Here is a 20,354-nt window from a genome sequence, read left to right as displayed (position 1 = left end):
ACATTCCAGTATCGGCACGGCAATAACGCCGCCGCAAAAGGAGGGCTATGATCACCGTACGCAAGGCGAACGAACGCGGTCACGCGAACCACGGATGGCTGGATACCTATCACACGTTTTCGTTCGGCACGTACTACGACCCAAAACACATGGGCTTCCGCGCCTTGCGCGTCATCAACGAAGATGTGGTCGCGCCCGGGCGCGGCTTCGGCACGCACCCGCACAACGACATGGAAATCGTCACGTACGTATTGAAGGGCGCATTGCAGCACAAGGACAGCATGGGCAACGGTTCGGTTTTGAAGGCCGGCGAACTTCAGCGCATGTCCGCGGGCACGGGGATCACACACAGCGAATTCAATGCATCCAAGGACGAACCGGTCCATCTCTATCAGATTTGGCTGATGCCCGAAAGGAAGGGGATCGAGCCGAGTTACGAAGAACGCACGTTCGATCCGAACGGACGACGCGACCGCTGGCAGACCGTGGCGTCAAGCGACGCACGGGCCGGCTCGATGCGAATCCATCAGGACGTGAGGCTGTCGCTCGCGGCGCTCGACGCCGGATCGAAGCTCGAATACCCGCTCGACCCCGGACGGCATGCCTGGGTGCAGGTTGTGCGCGGCGAGGTATCCGTCAATGATGTCGACTTGAGCAAATCCGATGCGGCGGCCCTTTCAAACGAAAGCGCCGTGCGCGTAGTCGCGTCGACCGACGCAGAGGTCATGCTGTTCGACCTCGCCTAACGTCGCCGCCAACGAACAATTAACCTCGCAGGATGTGGCGTCCGGGCCGTGCTTCGTTAGGGACCGGCGCCACATTTTGCGAAAACTCGTGGAATCGGAAGAAGCGAATTCCGGTGTGCGTCTCTTCCCAGTGTCCCTCCCAGCGCTCTCCAATAATCCACACTTCCCACAATTTTCGCCGCGATTTCGTCAAGCAAACACGGGTCGTTTCGCACAGGACAGGGGGCCGAATGCCCGTTTGTCAACTGAATCACCCTTGAATCGACACGACAGTTCGACGGGGTGAATGCAACACGTTGGGCAATGTATTGAGGCACGTTGAACGTGAATGGTAGTTGGTCACGCGCTACCGTCCAATGCGCTCCAGCAGCGCGTGTATCGCGTGCCTGTTGGCGACATAGAAGTCGCGCGTGAACGTGTAGCAGTAGCACAACATCCCCGCGACGATCCAAACCGCCGCGCAAATGTGGAGCGCCGCCTTAGCCTTTGGTCGCAAGGCGCCGCTCCATCCGCTCGACGGTGTGCGCGAGCAGTGCAAGTTCTTGGGTAAGCTCGCGGTTACGTTCGGCGAGTTGCGAGATCACCACGCTGAAACTCATCACGAGCCCAAGTGTGAAGAGGAAGTAAACCGTAAACAGAACGGTCAGGTACTGGAAGTGAAACAGGTTTGCAGCGGCCACAATGATGTTCGGAAAGACGCCGACAAGCACGCTTACGCCGGCCGTGCCGAGCCACAACAGCGCGTACTTCTCCTTCAACCATCCGCGCCGCACGAGTTCGAGGACCAGGAGCATGAGCGACAGACTCATGCCCAGGATACCGATGCGGTGCACGAGTTGGATTTCGACCTGGATGTAACCTTCCATGATCACTCGTCTCCCTGGGTGCGCGTAAACTTGCGAAACATATCGATAAAAATAGCCAGCACAACCTTCGACATATAGTACACCGCCTGCCGTGCGCGGATGGAGGACTCGCCGCCCTGCCGCGAAAACATGTGCACCGGAATCTCGATCGCCTTGAGTCCGGAGCGATGGAGTATCACGAGCGCCTCGGCCTCGGGATAATCCTCGGGATAGTGCCGCGCCAGCACCGACAGCGCGCGCCGGTTGATCGCGCGAAACCCGCTGGTGGTATCGGTGATCCCACCGCCAATGAAGAAATCGACGACGCGCGACAGGATCGATTTGCCGACGCGCCGGAAGAACGATGGAATGTACGTAGTACTGGAAACATAACGGGAACCAATGACCAAATCTGCGTCGCCCTTTATGACGCGGTCCACCAGTTCCGGAATCTGCGCGACGGGGTGTTGGCCGTCCGCGTCGCACTGCACGGCGACGTCGTATCCGTTGCGCCACGCATACTTGAAACCGGTCTGCACGGCGCCGCCGATGCCGAGATTTACCGGGAGCCGAATCACTTCCGCGCCCGCGGCGCGCGCGATGGACCGCGTGTTGTCGCGCGATCCGTCGTCGATCACGACGACATCGTAGTCCGGCGTATGCTCGCGCAGCGACGCCAACACTCCTGCGATCGTCTCCTCTTCATTGTACGCCGGAATAATGACGAGCACGCGCGGCATCACGCAGTCGTCCTTCGACGTGCGACGAAGTGCCACAATCCACGCACCATGCCAAGCCCACGCGCGCAGTCTCGCAAGATCAACATGGCGAAACAATAGCCGAACGGCAGTCCGCGTTCCTGTTTGCGGATGTTCCACGCTGTCCCCAGGCGAAACCCCGCCAGCAGCAGCGCACCCAGGAGTGCAACAACTTGCACTACTATAATGTAAGGAAATAGCCAGAGCACCGGTTGGACAACGAGAAGCAGCGCGAATGCCGGCGCAACGAGGTCGAACGGGCCGGCGTACTGATCGCCACGGCTGCGGCGGGGATGCTTGCGGTACAGCTTCATCCGCCAGAACCCATGACGCGCCTGTGTCCGGAGATATGGCCAAAGACGCGCCGGGTGGTAGTGGTCGACGCACGCGTCCGCCACGTAGGCTATCGCGTGCCCTTCATCGATCAATCGGCAACAAAAGTCGTTGTCCTCGCCGGACGCCGCGGTGAATTCTTCGTCGAAGCCGTGCAAGCTCTCAAACACCGTACGCCGCACGGCAAAATTGTAGGAGCCCGCAAAATCGATACTTTCTTTGAATGACGAATGGCGCGCCGCGATCTCGGCATGAATGATCCGCGCCAGCGGCTCGTCTCGATTGGCAATGCCGTAGGACCCGCCTGCCGCGCAGAACCGGTCGTCGATTCCCGATACAAGACGTTCGACCCAATTGGGATGCGGGCGGCAATCGGAATCCGTAAACGCCACAATCGCGCCGGTCGCGGCGCGCGCACCGACGTTTCGCGCCGCGGCTGGACCTCGCTTGGGCTGCCGAATGAGCGTGACGGGAAACTCGCGCGCGATCTCCGGTGTGGCGTCGGTGGAACCGTCGTCGACAACGACAATTTCGCAATCCGTGTATCGTTGGGCGGTGCAGGCTGCGAGACATTCGCGGAGCGTTGCGGCGGCGTTGTGCGCGGGGATAACGATGGACACTTTCATCGTGAACGCGATTTAGCCACACCCAGGTATTCTATGGGATCGATTACGAGCACGAGCACGAGCACGAGCACGAGCACGAGCACGAGCACGAAGGGAACGCGGCCGATGGCCTAATCATTCGCCCGGGCGATTTCGTTTTTTACGCGCGCCATGTCGGCATCGACCATCATCTCGATCAATTGCGTGAACGACGTTTCCGGCTCCCAGCCGAGGTCCTTCTTGGCCTTGGCGCAATCGCCGAGCAGCGTATGGACTTCCGCCGGACGGTAGAAATTCGGGTCGGTAACCACGTACTTCTTCCAATCCAGATCGACGTGCGAGAACGCGATCTCGCACATCTCCTGTACCGTATGTTGCTGGCCCGTCGCGATGACGTAGTCGTCCGGCCTGTCCTGCTGCAGCATCAACCACATCGCTTTGACGTAGTCGCGGGCATATCCCCAGTCACGCTTGGCTTCCAGATTGCCCAGGCGAAGCTCCTTCGCGACGCCCAACTTGATTCGCGCGACGCCGTCCGTCACTTTGCGCGTCACGAATTCAAGGCCGCGACGCGGTGATTCGTGGTTGAACAGGATGCCGGACACGGCGAACATGTCGTAGCTCTCTCGGTAGTTGACGGTAATCCAGTGACCGTACGCCTTTGCGACACCGTAGGGACTGCGCGGATAGAACGGCGTGGTCTCCGTCTGCGGCGTTTCGCGCACATCGCCATACATTTCGCTGGAGGATGCCTGATAAAAGCGGATCGACTTGTCTAACACGCGGATCGCTTCGAGACATCGGGTCACGCCGAGCGCCGTGACATCGCCGGTCAGGATCGGCTGCTTCCACGACGTGGGCACGAAGGACTGCGCGGCAAGGTTGTACACCTCGTGCGGCCGGACTTCGCGCATCGCGTCAATAATGGAGACCTGGTCGGTCAAGTCGGCCTGCACGAGTGTGACCCGGTGTTTGATGCCTTTGATGCGCTCGAATGTTTCCGTGCTCGCGCGGCGTACGACGCCGTAAACGTCGTACCCCTTCTCGAGCAGAACGTCGGCGAGGTACGAACCGTCCTGCCCGGTGATGCCGGTAATGAGCGCGCGCTTTTCAGACTTCGCCATGCGTATCCTTACAACACGTAGTGAGTTGATCCCCGGACGCGGAGAAATGAGCAAATTCTCACTCTTCCGCAGTTTTCGCAGGCCATTCGGCAATCGCCCCTGCGAATGCAGTGGTATGGTAAGCATTCCCGCTGCGCCGGTCAAACCGCATTTGCAAATTCGTGCAGTTCTAAGGAATACTAAAGACGTCGGCGACTGGGGAACGGTACGCCGCGAATATGAGTTTTGGGACCTGACTTTCCGGCCACGTGACCTGTGGCCGTTTTCTGTTTACACGGAAGGAGGGTCTGACCATTCGGTACGTTAATCTCATTACAGGCGGTGCCGGTTTCATCGGCTCGCATCTATGCGAACGGCTTCTCGATCGGGGGGAAGAAGTCCTTTGCATGGACAATTTCTTTACCGGCGACAAACGCAACGTGGAGCATCTGCTCCAGCACCCGCGCTTCGAACTCATCCGCCACGACGTGACGGAACCCATCCTGCTCGAGGTCGACCGCATCTACAACATGGCGTGCCCGGCATCTCCCGTCCATTACCAGTACAACCCCATTAAGACCGTTAAGACAAACGTCATGGGCGCGATGAACATGCTCGGGTTGGCGCGGCGCGTGAAGGCGCGCATTCTTCAGGCGTCTACGTCGGAGGTATACGGAGATCCGCATGTGCACCCACAAGTCGAAGCGTACTGGGGCAACGTAAACACGATTGGCCTCCGCAGTTGCTACGACGAGGGCAAGCGCGTCGCCGAGACCTTGTTCTTCGACTACCATCGGCAAAATGGGGTAGACATCCGCGTCGCGCGCATTTTCAATACCTATGGACCGCGCATGTCGCCCGACGATGGTCGCGTGGTGAGCAACTTCATCGTGCAGGCACTGCGCGGCGAGCCGATTACGATTTACGGAGAAGGCAAGCAGACGCGCAGCTTCTGCTATGTCGACGATCTGGTCACGGGTCTCATCGCGCTGATGGACTGCGACAATTTCACAGGCCCGGTGAACCTCGGCAACCCCGGCGAGTTTACGATTGCCGAACTCGCGAACGAGGTAGTCTCGCTCACCGGGAGCCAATCGAAGCTTGATTACCGCCCGCTCCCGTCGGACGATCCCGTCCGGCGCCAGCCCGACATCTCGCTGGCCAAGTCGAAACTGAACTGGCAACCGGCCATTCCGCTACACGAGGGATTGCGGCATACAATCGAGTATTTCGACCGATTGCTGAAAGAGATGTGACGCCGAACGCAGATAGGCGCCACGTCCGCAATTTGCGTCTCGCAATCGCAGGCAAACGAAGAACCAGTTTGATGAAAGCGGTCCACTTTAGCGATGGCATTCGCGTTCTGGATGTGCCGCGTCCGCCGGCGGCGCCCGGCGAAGCGTTGATCCGCGTTTCGACGGCCGGCATCTGCAATACCGACATTGAACTCTCGCGCGGGTACATGGGGTTTCGCGGCATTCCCGGTCACGAATTCGTTGGCGTGGTCGAGGAGTGTGAGAGCGAACACTTGCGCGGCAGGCGCGTGGTTGGCGAGATTAACTGCGTGTGCGGCGCGTGCGCATACTGCGATCACGGCATGCCACATCATTGCGCGAATCGCACGGTCCTGGGAATTCTGAATCGCGCGGGGGCGTTCGCCGAATATGTGGCGCTGCCGGAACGAAACCTGCACATTGTTTCGGACTCGATGCCGGATGAAGTCGCCGTATTCACCGAGCCCGTTGCCGCGGCATTTCGAATCCACGAACAAGCAGCGATCGGGCCAAACGACCACGTAATTGTGCTGGGTGACGGAAAGTTGGGGCTGCTCATCGCGCAGGTCATGTGGCTGAAGACCAAGAACTTGATTTGTGTCGGCAAGCACGAAGAGAAGTTGGCTATCCTCGCGTCAGCCGGGATACCCACAGCACGTCCTTACGACACGCCGGCCGGCGGCGCGGACGTCGTCGTCGAGGCAACAGGGTCTGCGGACGGTCTGCGCCGCGCGCTCGAGCTTGTGCGGCCGGAGGGCACCATAATCCTGAAGACCACGGTCGCGCACGAAACGACCCTCGATTTCAGTTTGCCGGTCATCAACGAAGTGAGAATCATCGGTTCGCGCTGCGGTCCGTTTCCTCCCGCGTTGGAAGCGCTCGCAAATGGAGATATCGACGTACGACCGCTCATCCACGCGACGTACGGACTTTCTGACGCGCCGAGGGCGATCGAACAGGCGCAGCGTCCCGGCGTATTGAAGGTACTGTTGGCGGTCAACCGCTAGGCCGGCATCTTTACATGCCGCGGCCGCTGACCGTAGCATCTGCTTCGTGGAAACGACTTCAACAGGCATCGGCTCTTCGGCGCGCGAAATCGGCTTGTGGGTGGCCGCTGCGTTCGTCGCGCGGATCGCCTTCTTCTCGATCACGCCGCATGTCATCGATTCGGCCGATTCAATTCTTTATTTAGAAGCTGCCGAACGCATCGCGGACGGCCGTTTCGCGGAGGTATATCCGCGGATTCCCTTGCTCTACCCGGCGTTGGCGGCGCTTGCCGCGCAGGTATTCACCGATGTAGAAACGGCCGCGCTCGTTGTTTCGCTCGCCGCGGGAACCATGCTTGTCTGGCCCGTCGTTGCGTTGTCGTACACGCTCCACGGCCGCGCGGCCGCGCGGATATCTGCATTGCTCGTCGTCCTCTGGCCGTGGTTGATCGATTACTCGTGCCGTGTCGCGCCGGAGGCGCTTTATACAACGCTGTGGTTCGGCGGACTCGCCATCGGACTTGGGGCCGTTCGCGCCGGCCGTGCGTATACCGTTCTGCTTCCACTTACACTGTTTGCGCTCTACCTGGCGCGCCCCGAAGGAGTGCTTCTCGTCTGTGCGATAATTGCAGGTGTCGCGAGCACAGCGAAAGACCGGCGCACGGCGGTACGGCGGCTCGCTCCGAGCGTCATCGCGTTGGTTGTTGCGATTCCCGCCCACATGTGGCTCATGCATTCGATGTCGGTTCACGCCGGCATCGCTCCGCGCTTCTCGACATCGTCTGTCGAATACTCATTCATCTCTCGCGGTGAAGAGACAGTTCGTACCGCCGCACACCTTGGCATGAGAACCATTCCTGTCATGGTTGGTCCGGTGCTCGGTGTCTTGGCGATCGCGGGGGGTGTGGGCTGGCGCGGCCATGAACGAGACCGGCGGGCCGAGTTGGCCGTCGTACTTGCCGCCGTAACACAATTCGTTGCGGCGGCCTTGAGCACCTATCCCGAACCGCGGTACGTGATGGCGACCGTTATCGTTATCGCGATGTGGTCAGCGCGCGGCGCCGCATTGCTGTCTCGTGCGGCAAGCACGTCTCCGCAGTACCGCTGGCTGCAACATGGCCCCGTGACCGTCATCACTGTGATGATGGTCGCGGGAATCTGGCCCAATGTGGTCCCGTCGATGCTGGGCAAGAAGTCGTACAAACCGCTCGAATACAAGTTTGCGGGAAGGTGGATGGCATCGAACCTCGAGCCGGGCCTCATCCTGTCGCGCAAGCCGCAAGTAGGGTACTACGCGCACATGCCCACCAGCGGGCCCGCGCCGGAGGACTCGATCGAAGACATCCGGGCGCGCGTCGCCGACGCCGACATGCGGTATGTCGTGGTTGACGAGCGCTACTCGACGCAGATGATTCCCGCCCTGACACCGCTGCTCGATCCCGAAAATGCGCCGCGGTGGTTGCGTTTGTTGAAGTCCGACTTGTCACCCTATCCCGACGCACGCATCGTAATTTACGAAGTAGTAGGCGGCTCTTTGGCGCCATGAAAGCCTATCGATCACGTCGAGAGGTACGCACGCTTGTCATTCACACGGGGGGCATAGGCGACTTTCTGCTCTTCTGCCCGTGTCTGAAGCGTCTGGCAGAGGACGGTCCGGTCGAACTGGCAGGACTGGATCGCGACCGCCTCAACCTCGCCGTCGTTTCCGGCATCGCGAGAACGGCCCATTTGTTGGACGACTTCGACTTTGCAAGCGTTTTCAACCGGACATCTGCGCCTTTCGAGTCGTTTGCCGGCCGGTTCGATCGTGCGATCGTGTGGATGAAAGACGACGGCACAATTCAATCCGCGTTCGAGCAGGCTGGCGTGCGCGACGTGCTCGCGTTTCCCGGATTACCGCCCGGTGCGGGCTGGAACCGCCACGCAAGCGACTACTATTCGGAATGTCTGGGATACGAAAGCTTGCCACCGCTGCTGCTACCCATCGAGTCCGGCGATCAACAACACGATGTATTGATCCATCCCGGCAGCGGGGCCGCGCGCAAGAACTGGCCGATTGAACGATTCTCGAACGTCGACCGCGCCATGCAGGAGCGGGGCCGTAACGTCGAATGGATATGCGGGCCCGCCGATGAACGACTCACAACACCGGACAGGGCAAGCGTACTGAAAGTCCCGAGTATCGTGACGTTGGCCCGGCATCTGACCGGTACGCGCACCTATATCGGGAACGACAGCGGCGTCACCCATCTCGCGGCTGCGTGCGGCTGCGGGACGGTTGCTATATTTGGCCCGACCGATCCACGCGTCTGGGCGCCGCGCGGGGAGAACGTTGCGGTAGTGTCCGGAGACGGACAGTGGCCAGATATTGACGACGTGTTTCGTGCGATCGCCACTATCGAAAAAGATGCAGCAGACTTAAGCGAACAAAACAATTCAACGATCGGGCGGTAATGAAGCGGCGTCAGGATGTTGCTCCGGGCCATTTATACCCGTCGGGATCGAAGTTGGGAATTGCCATCGATTCGCCGCCCTTGAGGGCGGATTCGTGCGCAATAATTCCGGGCACGGTGTAGGCAAGCGCCTCGTACACGTTGACAGCGGGCAAGCGATCATGCGCTAGCGCATCGACGAACTCGTGCGTGAGAAACGTGTGCGATCCCTGATGGCCTGAATCGTGCCGCAACGGTTCGGGCAACATATCTGTCGCCCAATAGTTCGGCGTCTTGTACTCTTCGTATTCGGGAAGCGTACGCTCGAACCCCGCGTCGTCTTTTTCCGTCTGTTTTCCCCAACGGACGATACACGAGGGCGCGGTTGTCGGCCCTTCCATGTAAAAGCTCATTTTGGTCCCTATCCACTGTGCGCGCTCGCAGCCGCGGTGCGCGCCCCGCCACCACACGTTCATGCGGAACGCGTGCCCGCGGTCTGTGGTGAACATGGCCGAGCCATTCCAAAACGGGTTGTTGTAGGCATTGTCCTTGAGGATTGGATCGTCATCCCCCCAGCCGATGCACGTGACCTTCGCAAGGCGCTCGCCCGTAACGCCGATGATATGCGCGGTCGTGTGCGTTGGGTAGTGCATCGGCGCCATGCCGTGCCGCCAGGTGCGCTTACCGTTTTCCGTGTAAAGCACCTCCAAACCAGGATGTTGATACTCGGACTCGCAGTAATACAGGTCGCCAAACTTTCCATCCGCGTGGAATTTGCGCGCGCTGATCGTCGCCTGCTGGTAATACCCGGTCTCCGCCATCATGTAGGTCAGACCATATTGCTTCACCGTATCGCTCAAGGCGTGCGCCTGCTCCATGGTGCCGAACGCCGCCGGAACGGCGGAGATGCAGTGTTTTCCGTGGGACATAGATTCGACAACATGCTGCACATGCAACGGGCCATCCGTGAAGATCGCGACCGCGTCGATATTTGGCGCCTTGACCAACTCTTCGAGCGAGTCGTACGTCGTCGCACATTTGTAGGTTTCCGTCAGGCGCTTACGCCGATCTTCGCGGAGATCGCTGACCGCGACAACTTCACAGTCGGGATGTTCGTGCCATTGAAACGAACAGCCAAATCCGCCACCGACAACGCCGATACGAACTTTCCTCGGTGCGGTGTCAACGGCAAAAGCGTATTGGGATGCAAGCGCCGCGGCGGAGATGCTTACGCCGCTTTGAGCGAGGAACTCGCGCCGGGAGACATTCTCCAATTCCGGTTGAGCATGCAATTCGTTCGACTCGTGGTTTGACATTGGATTGATTGCTCCCAGTGTTCAGTGTGAAACCTGCATGCGGAACTGTATGGACCTGGACGTAGCGATTCAAGCGATGGGAGACATGTGTTACGGGGCTACTTCCTCCGCCCGGTCTTCCGTGGCTTGCTCGGCCCATCGTTGCCACGCAGTTAGCGCCTCAACTCGCTCGGCCTTTGGCGCCCAGGGATCAAACTTCAGTTCAGAACCACCAAATTTTCGGATCGTTTCGTATGCCGTAATCCGCGTACCGAGCGCGTCACTTGCCAGTGCGGACACCAAAATTTGGAGTCGCTCGGGCTTTTCGTCTATCACCTTTATCGCTTCGGCGCGGACTTTCGGATCGCGATCGCCGAGCAATTGAAGCATTTCGTCTACAGGAGTATCGGGCATAATTGCAGGTTGCGCCTTTTCCAGCGGTGTGACCGGCACACGCACGTCCGGTTTCATGGTCCCCCCGGTCTTACGGGTCAAGTCGTCCTTGAGTCCCTCGATGAATTCCAGAAACGTCCCAAGCGGCACGTATCCGGTGAGGTCGCCAACGATTTCGCCGTGTACGTTTAGCACAATTGTGCGCGGCATGGACTGAACATTGTATGCGAGCGCAAGGTTCTTCTGTTCATTCACATCGATCTTGAGACAAACGAAGTCTTTCAGCGCGTTGACGGCTGACGCGTCGGCATACACTTCTTCATCGAGACGCTTGCACCAGCCGCACCATACTGCCGTGAAATCGATAAGCACCGGCTTGCCGCCGGTACCCGCTTTTTCAATGGACGCTACGTAGTCGGACGACCAAGGGATAGTCTGCGCGAGCCCTGCAGGCGCAAAAGCGGCGACAAACAAGGCAATTGCACACGCACCACAGCGTGAGGCTCGTGACCTCGCAGTGGTTATCGGCGGGACCGCCGCCCGCTCTTGTCTCGCATCAGAGGGCTGAGAGTCCATCTTCGTCGTCCTTCTTCGTTGGATAACTATTCTCAACCAGCTTCCGATGCAATTCAGCGGCCAGGGCAGCAATGCCTGGATCGTCGGGGACGTTTTCCATGAGCATCGTAATCGTGTTCTTCTCGGCGATGTACTGTCCGCCAACATACAGCAGGTTCAGTTCTCCGACGGACTTACCCTTGTCCGTTATGTAAACAATCGTAGATTTGTTTGCTGCGACGGCATTGCCGGACGGCTGCTTCACGTCGCCTCCCACGATCACATCGATCTCGAAAAAGCGCTCGGCGAGTTCTTTCAGCTTTTGCTCGCCGACGAAGGCAAGCAAGACAATGAAGTCGGCTTCGACCGTGGCACGAGGGAGAACTCTGGCAATCGCTTCTTCCGGGGAAGAAACCTTGACTCCTTCCCCAAGTTCCTCGGGCGATACATCGCTGTCCGTTACTCCAATAATTGCCACCTTGTATCCACTTGTCAACGTGGCGAGCCGAAACGGGGAGAAGATCAATTCGCCGCTCGCGTCCAGCACATTTGCCGACACGAGGGCTGGATACGTCGACATCAACTTGGCCAGCGCCACGGCCGGCAAACCGGCCTCGCGCTTGCCAATGTTTATTGCGTCGTATCCAATGTGTTCGTACCCGCGCAGGATGTGTTCGAGTTCCAACAGTTCCCAAGGCCGCCCTCCCGCGGTGATGTTTCCCGCATCCACGATAAGCGTGTCACCGGACTGCCGTTGAGCGATGAACGACTTCCGTCGCGGAAGGCCTCCCGCGACGCCCGCGGTGCAATCGCAGGGATTCATGTGGCCCCGCGTGTCGGACGTATACAGAATGGTAATGGTGTCGGGTGGGGTTGCCGCCGCTCTTGGCTGCCCGCCGGACGATGCCGGCGCAGCAGGAAAGAACGGCATGAACAGCGAAGCTGCCGCGAGCGCGGCGGCGAACGCCAGGACGGTGATCACTATGCCAACTGTTCTCTTCATGGGCCCGTTGTGTTCGCGCGCGTCAGTGCGTGAGTGCATACGCGATGATGTTTGTATTCACTTCCTTGGCGTTGCGGATTTCATTTCCACCGCAGCAGCAGCAGCCCTGCACGCTGGCAACGTCGTTGAGACCTTCGGACGAGTAGATCAAAACTATCTTGCCGCCCAATTCAAGTCCCTCGAGAAGTGTCGTGCCACCGTTCTTGAGATTCACGCGCTTGATGTCGTAGATGAGATGAAAGATGGGATGATCCATCTGTATCTTCGTGAGTTCCTGATCGGGAAACAGCAACTTGAATTCGCGCCGGAACGACCGGTCCCAATCCGGGGAAGAGCATCCCGCCGAGGCGAGTAGAAAACCTCCACGCTCGAGATAGGACTTGAGATGTTTTCGTTCCTCCTCGAACAGGGAGAACGCGCCCTCGCCGGTCATAATCGCGAACGGGAAATTGAACACTTCCTCGGTGCTTAGTTTCGCCGGCGTAAACTGACGATCGGCAACAATAAACGAGATGTCGCCAAGCTCGCGCAGGAACTTGTCGCTGAAACAGTGCGAAGTTTTCGACCCCGCGTAGATCAAGTTCGCGCACTGCACCAGTTCCAGGCGGGCTTCGTTGTCGGACGGATTGGCTGCGCCCGCCCGCGACGTGGATGGAGTAACCGTGAGCGTCATCAACGTGGCAAGGGCCACGCATATGGTTCGTCCCGTGCAGGTCATGATTTTTCTTCCGCCAATCGTTGAAAATATGCCTCGATGATTGGGCGGTACTCTTCGGTTATGGGTTGCGAGGCCGGAGCGTCGATCATGGGACCGTGGCTCTCGTCCGTATCCAATTCCTCGAATGCGCCCGCAAACTCGGATTCATCGCGCGCCTCTTCGGCGCTTGCCGGCATCCGGCGCCGCGACATACGGCTTTCCTTGTCCGCCTTCTTCTGATTGCCTTGCGGCCCGAACATGTCGAAGGCGTTGCTTGTTTGCGTGCCGCCGCTGCCTGCACCAGGTTGTTGGCCAGGCTGAAAGGCGGATCGCACGCTGTTCTGCATCTGAGACATCGTATCGCCCGGGTTCATTCCCATCGTAATTCTCAACGATTGTGCCATCTCCGATCCTCCGCCCGAGGCGGCGGCAACGCGTTCGATCATTTGGTCCATAAGCCGTGCGGCTTCCTCCGCGTCGTGGTGGCCGTTCGCCCCGTCGCCCGAGGCTAGGCCATTCATTGCCTGTTCCATCACAGTCGGGATGTTCCGTCCGTCGATTCCTTCCGCGATTTCCCTCGCGTCGCGCGCAATATTTGGGAGAGTGGGTTCAATCTCGGCAGCGTGCTTCTCGAAATTGTTGCGCAGGTCGATCGTCGCATTTCGAATTTCGTTCTGGGCCTGGCCCAGTTCCTTAAGGCGAACCAACTGGTCCAGTGACGGTGCATTGACATCGCGATAGGACCGCGCCTGCCTTTCCAGATCGACCTGTGCCGCGTAGATCGCCTTGAAGGTCTCCACGTCCTCCAGCAATTTATACATCTTGCCGACTTCGTCCAACGGCTTGCCGATCTGTTCGGCAAACTGTTGCTTATTCTGGCCGAGTTCGCCAAGCGCCGTCTGTTGGTCTTTCTGCGCTCCGGCGAGGCCCTCCGACAATCCACCTTCGGAACCCACCGCGGCCTGATTCAGTTGTGTCGCGCTTTTGTCCATCGCATTGCGGGCGCGATCGAGCCGCTCTGCCATTTGCCCGAGCGATTTCTTGAAATCCTTTTCGATATCGAACGTCGACGGCGAGGCAGCCTCGTCTCGCAACGATTTCGCGGCGTCCTGTGTTTCTTGCGCCAACTTCTGTTGTTGTTCTGAAAGCCGAAGCAGTTTCTGCTTGTCTTCGGGACCCAGTTGCGCCCCCGACTCCAATGTATTCAGAAGGGCCTGTGTTTGGGCCTCAATCTCTTCCTGCGCCGCGATCAAATCCTCAAGGCGCTTGTTGACCTCGTAGTACTGGTCCCGAAGGCCTTCGGCTGTCGTCTCCTGCTGCAAGAACGAACGGTATTGCTCCTCGGAAATGATCGTGATTTGATGCGACGGGGTGGCTTCCGTTTGTGGGCCCTTTGGGTACGTGTCCGCCACCGTCGCGTAGAAGTCGATAACGTCACCCGGACGCAGGCCAAGATCGGGCAGGTCCAATACCTCGACGCTGTTCACCTGGGTTTCTCCGCCTTCGCTGGCGAAAAGCGTTTTCGATAGATCGCCCGAACCGTTCAGTCCACGGAAGAGTGTGATGTTTGCGACCCCAAGATCATCCTGTGTTTCAATCTCTATAGGAACCTCCGCCGTGGGAATGGCGAACGCCTGCCGTCCGGGGGAAACGATAGCGATGCGAGGTTTGGTGTCGGGCAGGACTTCAATCCGTGCGCGGAGGATATCGTTACTGACGTTGTTCTCGACGTCCGTGATTCGCGCCTCCAGCATTACAGGCGTGCCAACGGTAAAACTACCGGTTGCGGTTTGCGCGTCGCCTCCCGGCGTCATCTCTACATCGCTATCACCCAGCCGCATTGCCCCGCCACGCAGCGGTCGGTTGGATGCGATAGTCAATTCGACGTCAGTTCCCTCATAGGCGCGAATGATCGCGTCCGCGCCAAGTTGCCGCGTCTGCGGCGGCAGTTTGGTGTACGCAGGATGGGCGTAGGAAACGTTCACCGCGCCAATCCGCGGCGTCTTTCCGATGGAGAGAGCATATCGTTTGCTGCGCCCGCGCTCGATGCGGGCGTGGTAGGTCAAATCCTGTGTCGCGCGTTCGATCGTCTGCCGGTAATCGCCCTCCGACGAGCGGAGCATCGGCAACTCCGCAACCGTTTGGCCGTTCGAGACCTCAAGCACCAAGGTCACTTCTTCGGGAGTCACACCCGACGCGGTCGCGCTGATGGTGACATTCTCTCCGTAGTCAACAGTGATTCCGGCCGGATTCACTGTGAGCCGCGTCGGACTGTACGGCGGATGATCCCCATACGGATCGATGTAACGCGGAAGCACCGCCGCGATCGCGTCCGAAAACAGCAGCACGAGCAGCACCGATACGAGCAGACCGCCGAGGAGGGAATACAGTTCCTTGCGAAGCGACGGAGGTGTGAGCGTTTTCACGCGTTCAAGCTTCGCCGAACGGACCGACGCGATATCAACTTCGTGCTGCATAAGCGGACGCGACACCGCCACGGGCGTTTCGTCCGCAAGGACCTGTTCGAATTCGAGCGCGTTGATCAGGTCATTGTGGAGTGACGGGTCGTCTAACTCGACGAGACGTGCAACGAGCCGCGCCTCGGATGCTGCGCGCGTGTAGCGGTAGTACGTGAACGCCGCGCCCGCAAGTGTGAGCACGCCCGCGCCGCAAACCAGCGCAAGCCGCGCGTCTCCATTCAACTGCATCAACACATCGAAGTAGGCGAGCGCGAATCCAAAGACAAGGGCGATGCCCGCCGCGCGCACAAGGGAAAGCGCGGCAATTCGTTTTCGCCGGGACACGGCGAATCGGCGCATCGATCGGGCGAGGGTTAGCGTTTCGCTTGCCATGGCAGTTGCACGATGAAAACAACGGCGCTTTGAGTGACCGAATTCATCGTATCACACCAATCCGCTGCGGCGGCGCGCGAACCACTCGACCGTGAGAAACGACAAGAGCGCGGCAAACACGCCGAGCTTGTCCCAAATATCGACAAACTTCGTATCGGTTGCGGTCTTGCGCTCGAACGCGCGCATTCGTTCGGGCAGAGTGTTCAACTGGTCCAGTGAAAGCGCTTCCCCGCCGGTCACGCGGGCGATATCTGCCATCAACGCCCTATCGGCGGAGACAAAGCGTGTCTCGGTGTTATCCGAATAAACGGTGAACGGCGCGGATTCCGCGATATTCAACGTCGATTCGGGGGCAGAGTCGCTCAGGGTTGCGACAAATTCGCCTTCCTCCTCGGGCAGGAATCGCGCGGTGTAAACGCCCGGGGACTGCGGATCGGCGTCCAACGGTAATTCGACGAACTTGCCCGACGGCGCAACCACCGTTGCAGAAGGCGAAAAGGACTGCCCGTCGACGAATTTGGTGCGGACGGCAAGCTGGACCATCTCGCCCAGATTGTAGGTGTACCGGTCCGTCCGAAACGAAATCTCCTGGCCGGGCAAAAAGTCGGAGTCGGAAACCAGCCAGCGAATCATCTGCCCCCAGAACCGTTCGAATACATCGTCGTACGCCGCCAGTTCCGGTGGTGTAATCGCCCAGCGCCACAACCCGGTTGCGCCGACGCTCATCACCTTGCCTTTTCCATACCGCTGGTAGGCGATCGTCGCCATTTCGAGTCCGGAGTCGTCTTCCTTGCTACGCGCCAAAACAACGGAAAGCGATTTCTCCTGCGCTACTTTGGTGACACTAACCATTTCCGGCAATTCGCGAATGACCGTATCGGACGGGATCGATTTTCCAAACGAGAACACGGGGCTCGTCTTGCCTTCGGGCGTCAGTTCGAACCGCTTTCCATGCACCGAGTCTCGTTCCCACACGAGCGGTTCGAGCGCAGCGAGCGCTTCGTTGTCAAAGCCGTACGATCGTGCGCGGGAAAAGACCACGCCGCCTCCGCGCTCGCGGACAAAATCGCGCACCAACGCCAATTGCTCGGCGGTCAACAGGACGTCGACGCCCTTGCCGAGTATCAGACAATCGAACCTGAACAAGTCTTCCTTGCTTTTTGGCAACGATATACCTTGCGTAATGCTCGACTTCTCGGGCGCATCCTTTGCAGAGCTTTCGGCGATTGCGACAATCTTGTCCTCTTTGATTTGGAAGAGCGACGTCACCTCCACATTCTGGTCGCGCTGGAGCGCGCGCAACAAAAACTTGCTGTCCCAGTATGGGCGCGCCTCAACGAAGAGTACTTTTGTGCGCTCGTCCACGGCCCGCACGAAAACCGTCCGTTTGTTGTTTGCGGAGTCGGCTTCGCCCGGCAACGGCGAAACTTCGACCGCGTACTTGACTACGCCCTTCGCTTTTTCCGTGACGGGAAACTCGATCGACGCCCCTCGTTCCGTCAGGGCCACGCGCTCGGTTGCAACTGGCGCCCCCTCCCGGAGCAGCACTACGTCGATGTACTGGCCCGCGAAGCCCGCCTGCGAAACGGTGACCGTGATGGACCCGGGCTGGTCCACGTAGAGATAGCTTTGCTTCAATCGAGCGGTCACGTACACATCGTGCGATTCGGTTTCGCTGCCGACCGGCACCGTCCACACCCCGGCGTTCGCGCCCTTTACAAACGTGGCGGCGCGCCGTACGTCCCCGCCCGCGTTGTCCCGTCCATCGGAAATGAGAAGCACTCCGGCAAGCGCGCGGTTTGTTAGCGTGCTTGAGGATTGCAGCAGCGCGGCAGACAAATCCGTCGTCGTGCCGGTGGGCGCACGGCCCCCCACGATTTCGTCGAGTACCGCGGGTTGCGATTCGTGTGCAAACGTGAAATAGCGAACATCGTAGTCCGCCGTCAACGCCTGCTCGAATACGCCGCGAGAACCGGCCAGCGCCGCGCGCACGGCGGCGTCTCGTGACGTTCCGTCTGCATCCTCGGTTTTCATGCTCGCGGATTGATCGACAACAACCGCGAATATTGGCCGTTCCCCTTCGCGCACATTGGGCTCGGCGCGCATCGGGCGCAGAAGCACAAGAACGAGCGCGACAACCGCTACGCAACGCAGCAATGCGAGCACCAGCCTGCGCGTCAGGCGCGCATTCGCGCGGGATCGCCAATACGCGGTCGCAACCAGCGCGGCGACGAGTACGCCAAGACCCAAAACGGCCGCCGAAGGGAACGGCGGATGAACGGATATTTCGGACAAAGCTCCCATTTCGCGTTACGCCGTGCGTGTTTATCTCTTGAGCACAATCAAGAAAAGTTGTTCAACGCCGAGAAGTCCGAGCGCTGCGACCAACAAATACGGCCAGATCGGAACACCTTCCAGAAGCGCGTCAATCGGGCGTGCCGATTGCGCTGCCATGCTTGCTATTTTCCGTCCCGGCGACGCCGAAAGTTCCCGCAACTGCGCCTCGTTCAACGGCAGCAAATCGCTTTCGCGCGCATCGACATTCACCGCAATCGAACCCAGGTGCAGTGAACCGTCGTTGATTCGATAGAACCCGCGTTCGTGCGCCGCCTGCAATAGGACGGAAAGGCTTTCTCCGCGGCGTTCGGTGGACGCGTTTACCGTTTTCCCGGATGGCGCTAATATGAGCAGCCCGGTATCCGCCTCCATGACCGAAACGCTGCCGGCCGCAGTGAAGCCAACGGTTGCGCCTCCGGCTACGCTCTCGCTGGGCCGCGCACTCTTGACCATCTCGTGCAGCAACGGCACGAATGCAGGCGTCTGCGCGAGCGTGCTCGCATCGCGACCTGCGGAGAAGTTGCACAAGAGCAGAGCGCCGGCGCCTGCGGTCCCTTTTCCCAACGCGATGTTCCCGTCGTCATAGCGCGCGAGAACTTCGCCCCGGCCTTCCAATCGCTCCGTCGTGAAGTAGCGGTAAAAAGCAAGTTGGGAAATCTCCTCTGTATCCTGGAACCGTCGGAAGATGGGGTCCTCGCGTTTTACTTCAGTGAGCTTCCCCGGTGAATCCGGGACGTCCGCGCGATCAATCATCGCCGCGAGGGCAAGCGGCGCCACATAACCGTCTTTCGCAACAAGTGCGAGCGATTCGAGATTTCCTTTGTCCAGCACGTCGGACAAGAAGTAGATCGCCGCGCCGCCGCCGGCGAGATACGAATGAAGCTCGGCGACTGCGCTTTCGGACAGCGGCCCTGCCCCATCCAACACCAGCACGTGCGGTGGGTCGGCGCGAAGGTCGAGGTCCCGGGCGCGAACCACCCGGGTGCGCATAGCCGACGCGCGCCGTGCGGGTTGACCGTTCGCCGCACCCGCGTGCGGGTCGAGCGCGCGCCAAACGAAATGCGCGCTGGACCGGGTTTCGTTCGCCGCATCGCTTACGACAAGAACGTCGATCTGTTCGTCCACGTGCACCGTAAAGTAGCGCGCATTGTCGTCGTCCAATGCATCGTCGGGTACCTGCGCTGTCCCTTCGAAAGCGCCTGTATGCGCCGCCCGAAACCGAAAACTGGCCGTGCCCGACGAGCCGGGCGCGAGACTGACGGGCTTTTCAAATTCTGTACGCTCCGGGTTGTCCGGCGATTGCGGCGCGATTTCGCGCAACGAAAGCCGCACCGGCACGTCGACAGGTTGGCTGCTATAGTTTGCGACCGTACATACAATCTCCACCGTTTCCGAAAGTACCGGCGAACGCGGCCGCACCAAGACATCCGTTATTGCCCAATTTGCGGTGACCGAGTCGCCGACGGGCAGAAAAACAAGTTTGATGTCTTCGGGGACTGAATCGAATTTGGCGGAGGACCAGTTCGAACGCTGGAAGTCTGAAACGAGATATATCGTCTGAACGTGATCGGAGAACGGCTGCAATTGCCGGACGGCTTCCGCCAGCGCCGAGTCAACGTCCGCACGCTCGGGCGCCGTTGTCATCGAAAGTAAGTCTCGCCGCAACGGGGCCGTGTTTTCGCCTGGCGCGTCAAGCGACGCGGCCGGTGACGCTCCGGCAAGGATCACATTGACGACGCCGCCGCGATCGAGATGATCCAAGACTTTTTCCGCCGCCTGCTGCGCGCGGGCGAATGGCGTACCGCCCATGTACCGCATGCTCATCGACGCATCGAGGACGACCACCGCGGCCTGGCGTTTGTTATCGTCTCCCACCATCGCGCGCGCGCGGAGCACGGGTTTGAGAAAAGCAAGCAGGAGTAACGAGACAAACGCGGTACGCACGAGCAAGAGAACAACGTCACGCATGCGAAAGAGCGCCGACTGGTTGGCATGCGCGCGCCTGAGGAATTGAATCGTCGGGAAGACGAGCGTGCGCGGCGTGCGCTTGGTGAGCAGGTGGACGAGGTACGGGACGAGAACAGCCAGCGCGCCGGCGATCAGCGCGGGATTCGTCCACGCAATGGTCCAGCCGCCCACG

The 20,354-nt window shown here is 59.6% G+C and carries 17 protein-coding genes; 5 read left to right on the top strand and 12 right to left on the bottom strand.

Annotation, left to right across the window (positions count from 1 at the left end; genetic code table 11):
- Positions 1-47 precede the first annotated feature (47 nt).
- Complete coding sequence (locus tag HUU46_10735) at positions 48-746, top strand: pirin family protein (GenBank protein NUM54109.1); 699 nt, start codon at positions 48-50, stop codon at positions 744-746.
- A 346-nt stretch (positions 747-1,092) separates the two neighbouring features.
- On the opposite strand, the gene HUU46_10730 is transcribed toward HUU46_10735, so the two are convergent.
- The 5 genes from HUU46_10730 to gmd all read right to left on the bottom strand — a co-directional run bounded on the left by HUU46_10730 (position 1,093) and on the right by gmd (position 4,411).
- Positions 1,093-1,242, bottom strand: coding sequence for a hypothetical protein (locus HUU46_10730; GenBank protein NUM54108.1), 150 nt, complete (start codon positions 1,240-1,242; stop codon positions 1,093-1,095).
- The gene (locus HUU46_10725) at positions 1,226-1,612 is read right to left on the bottom strand and encodes a DUF2304 domain-containing protein (protein ID NUM54107.1); all 387 of its coding nucleotides are present in this window, start codon (positions 1,610-1,612) and stop codon (positions 1,226-1,228) included. Before HUU46_10725 ends, HUU46_10730 begins: the two co-directional genes overlap by 17 nt.
- A gap of 2 nt (positions 1,613-1,614) precedes the next feature.
- Positions 1,615-2,331, bottom strand: coding sequence for a glycosyltransferase family 2 protein (locus HUU46_10720; GenBank protein ID NUM54106.1), 717 nt, complete (start codon positions 2,329-2,331; stop codon positions 1,615-1,617).
- On the bottom strand, positions 2,331-3,308 hold the full coding sequence (locus tag HUU46_10715; GenBank protein NUM54105.1) for a glycosyltransferase: 978 nt from the start codon (positions 3,306-3,308) through the stop codon (positions 2,331-2,333). Before HUU46_10715 ends, HUU46_10720 begins: the two co-directional genes overlap by 1 nt.
- A 110-nt stretch (positions 3,309-3,418) precedes the next feature.
- Positions 3,419-4,411, bottom strand: a complete 993-nt coding sequence (gmd, locus tag HUU46_10710; protein NUM54104.1) for a GDP-mannose 4,6-dehydratase — start codon at positions 4,409-4,411, stop codon at positions 3,419-3,421.
- Between the two features lie 293 nt (positions 4,412-4,704).
- On the opposite strand from gmd, the gene HUU46_10705 reads away from it, so the two are divergent.
- The 4 genes from HUU46_10705 (at position 4,705) to HUU46_10690 (ending at position 9,104) form a co-directional block, all read left to right on the top strand.
- Positions 4,705-5,646 carry an SDR family oxidoreductase gene (locus HUU46_10705; GenBank protein NUM54103.1) on the top strand — a complete coding sequence of 314 codons (942 nt, stop codon included), beginning with the start codon at positions 4,705-4,707 and terminating at the stop codon, positions 5,644-5,646.
- 71 nt (positions 5,647-5,717) lie between these two features.
- Positions 5,718-6,671 carry an alcohol dehydrogenase catalytic domain-containing protein gene (locus HUU46_10700; protein NUM54102.1) on the top strand — a complete coding sequence of 318 codons (954 nt, stop codon included), beginning with the start codon at positions 5,718-5,720 and terminating at the stop codon, positions 6,669-6,671.
- Positions 6,672-6,717: 46 nt separating this feature from the next.
- Positions 6,718-8,196: a glycosyltransferase family 39 protein gene (locus HUU46_10695; protein NUM54101.1), complete on the top strand. Its 1,479-nt coding sequence runs from the start codon at positions 6,718-6,720 to the stop codon at positions 8,194-8,196.
- The gene (locus HUU46_10690) at positions 8,193-9,104 is read left to right on the top strand and encodes a glycosyltransferase family 9 protein (protein ID NUM54100.1); all 912 of its coding nucleotides are present in this window, start codon (positions 8,193-8,195) and stop codon (positions 9,102-9,104) included. Before HUU46_10695 ends, HUU46_10690 begins: the two co-directional genes overlap by 4 nt.
- A 10-nt stretch (positions 9,105-9,114) precedes the next feature.
- On the opposite strand, the gene HUU46_10685 is transcribed toward HUU46_10690, so the two are convergent.
- The 7 genes from HUU46_10685 to HUU46_10655 form a co-directional block, all read right to left on the bottom strand.
- Positions 9,115-10,398, bottom strand: coding sequence for a Gfo/Idh/MocA family oxidoreductase (locus tag HUU46_10685; GenBank protein NUM54099.1), 1,284 nt, complete (start codon positions 10,396-10,398; stop codon positions 9,115-9,117).
- Positions 10,399-10,488: 90 nt separating this feature from the next.
- Positions 10,489-11,244: a thioredoxin family protein gene (locus HUU46_10680; protein NUM54098.1), complete on the bottom strand. Its 756-nt coding sequence runs from the start codon at positions 11,242-11,244 to the stop codon at positions 10,489-10,491.
- Between the two features lie 82 nt (positions 11,245-11,326).
- Entirely contained in the window at positions 11,327-12,328 is a 1,002-nt protein-coding gene (locus HUU46_10675) for a hypothetical protein (GenBank protein NUM54097.1), read from the bottom strand.
- Positions 12,329-12,350: 22 nt separating this feature from the next.
- Positions 12,351-13,019 (bottom strand): DUF4159 domain-containing protein, encoded by a 669-nt coding sequence (locus HUU46_10670; protein NUM54096.1) that lies wholly within the window; start codon positions 13,017-13,019, stop codon positions 12,351-12,353.
- Between the two features lie 23 nt (positions 13,020-13,042).
- The gene (locus tag HUU46_10665; GenBank protein ID NUM54095.1) at positions 13,043-15,877 is read right to left on the bottom strand and encodes a hypothetical protein; all 2,835 of its coding nucleotides are present in this window, start codon (positions 15,875-15,877) and stop codon (positions 13,043-13,045) included.
- A gap of 51 nt (positions 15,878-15,928) precedes the next feature.
- Positions 15,929-18,181 (bottom strand): hypothetical protein, encoded by a 2,253-nt coding sequence (locus HUU46_10660; protein ID NUM54094.1) that lies wholly within the window; start codon positions 18,179-18,181, stop codon positions 15,929-15,931.
- A gap of 21 nt (positions 18,182-18,202) precedes the next feature.
- Complete coding sequence (locus HUU46_10655; GenBank protein ID NUM54093.1) at positions 18,203-20,353, bottom strand: BatA domain-containing protein; 2,151 nt, start codon at positions 20,351-20,353, stop codon at positions 18,203-18,205.
- Position 20,354: the final 1 nt, after the last annotated feature.

The sequence above is a fragment of the Candidatus Hydrogenedentota bacterium genome (assembly GCA_013359265.1).
Taxonomy (GTDB): Bacteria; Hydrogenedentota; Hydrogenedentia; order Hydrogenedentales; family SLHB01; genus JABWCD01.
The sequence above is the reverse complement of the archived record's forward strand: the minus strand, read 5'-3'. Positions and strand labels throughout refer to the sequence as shown.

Bases quoted from the DNA above. Each gene is read 5' to 3' on its own strand.
- HUU46_10735 (NUM54109.1), top strand. From the start codon at position 48: ATGATCACCGTACGCAAGGCGAACGAACGCGGTCACGCGAACCACGGA.
- HUU46_10725 (NUM54107.1), bottom strand. From the start codon at position 1,612: ATGGAAGGTTACATCCAGGTCGAAATCCAACTCGTGCACCGCATCGGT.
- HUU46_10720 (NUM54106.1), bottom strand. From the start codon at position 2,331: ATGCCGCGCGTGCTCGTCATTATTCCGGCGTACAATGAAGAGGAGACG.
- HUU46_10715 (NUM54105.1), bottom strand. From the start codon at position 3,308: ATGAAAGTGTCCATCGTTATCCCCGCGCACAACGCCGCCGCAACGCTC.
- gmd (NUM54104.1), bottom strand. From the start codon at position 4,411: ATGGCGAAGTCTGAAAAGCGCGCGCTCATTACCGGCATCACCGGGCAG.
- HUU46_10700 (NUM54102.1), top strand. From the start codon at position 5,718: ATGAAAGCGGTCCACTTTAGCGATGGCATTCGCGTTCTGGATGTGCCG.
- HUU46_10690 (NUM54100.1), top strand. From the start codon at position 8,193: ATGAAAGCCTATCGATCACGTCGAGAGGTACGCACGCTTGTCATTCAC.
- HUU46_10685 (NUM54099.1), bottom strand. From the start codon at position 10,398: ATGTCAAACCACGAGTCGAACGAATTGCATGCTCAACCGGAATTGGAG.
- HUU46_10675 (NUM54097.1), bottom strand. From the start codon at position 12,328: ATGAAGAGAACAGTTGGCATAGTGATCACCGTCCTGGCGTTCGCCGCC.
- HUU46_10665 (NUM54095.1), bottom strand. From the start codon at position 15,877: ATGGCAAGCGAAACGCTAACCCTCGCCCGATCGATGCGCCGATTCGCC.
- HUU46_10660 (NUM54094.1), bottom strand. From the start codon at position 18,181: ATGGGAGCTTTGTCCGAAATATCCGTTCATCCGCCGTTCCCTTCGGCG.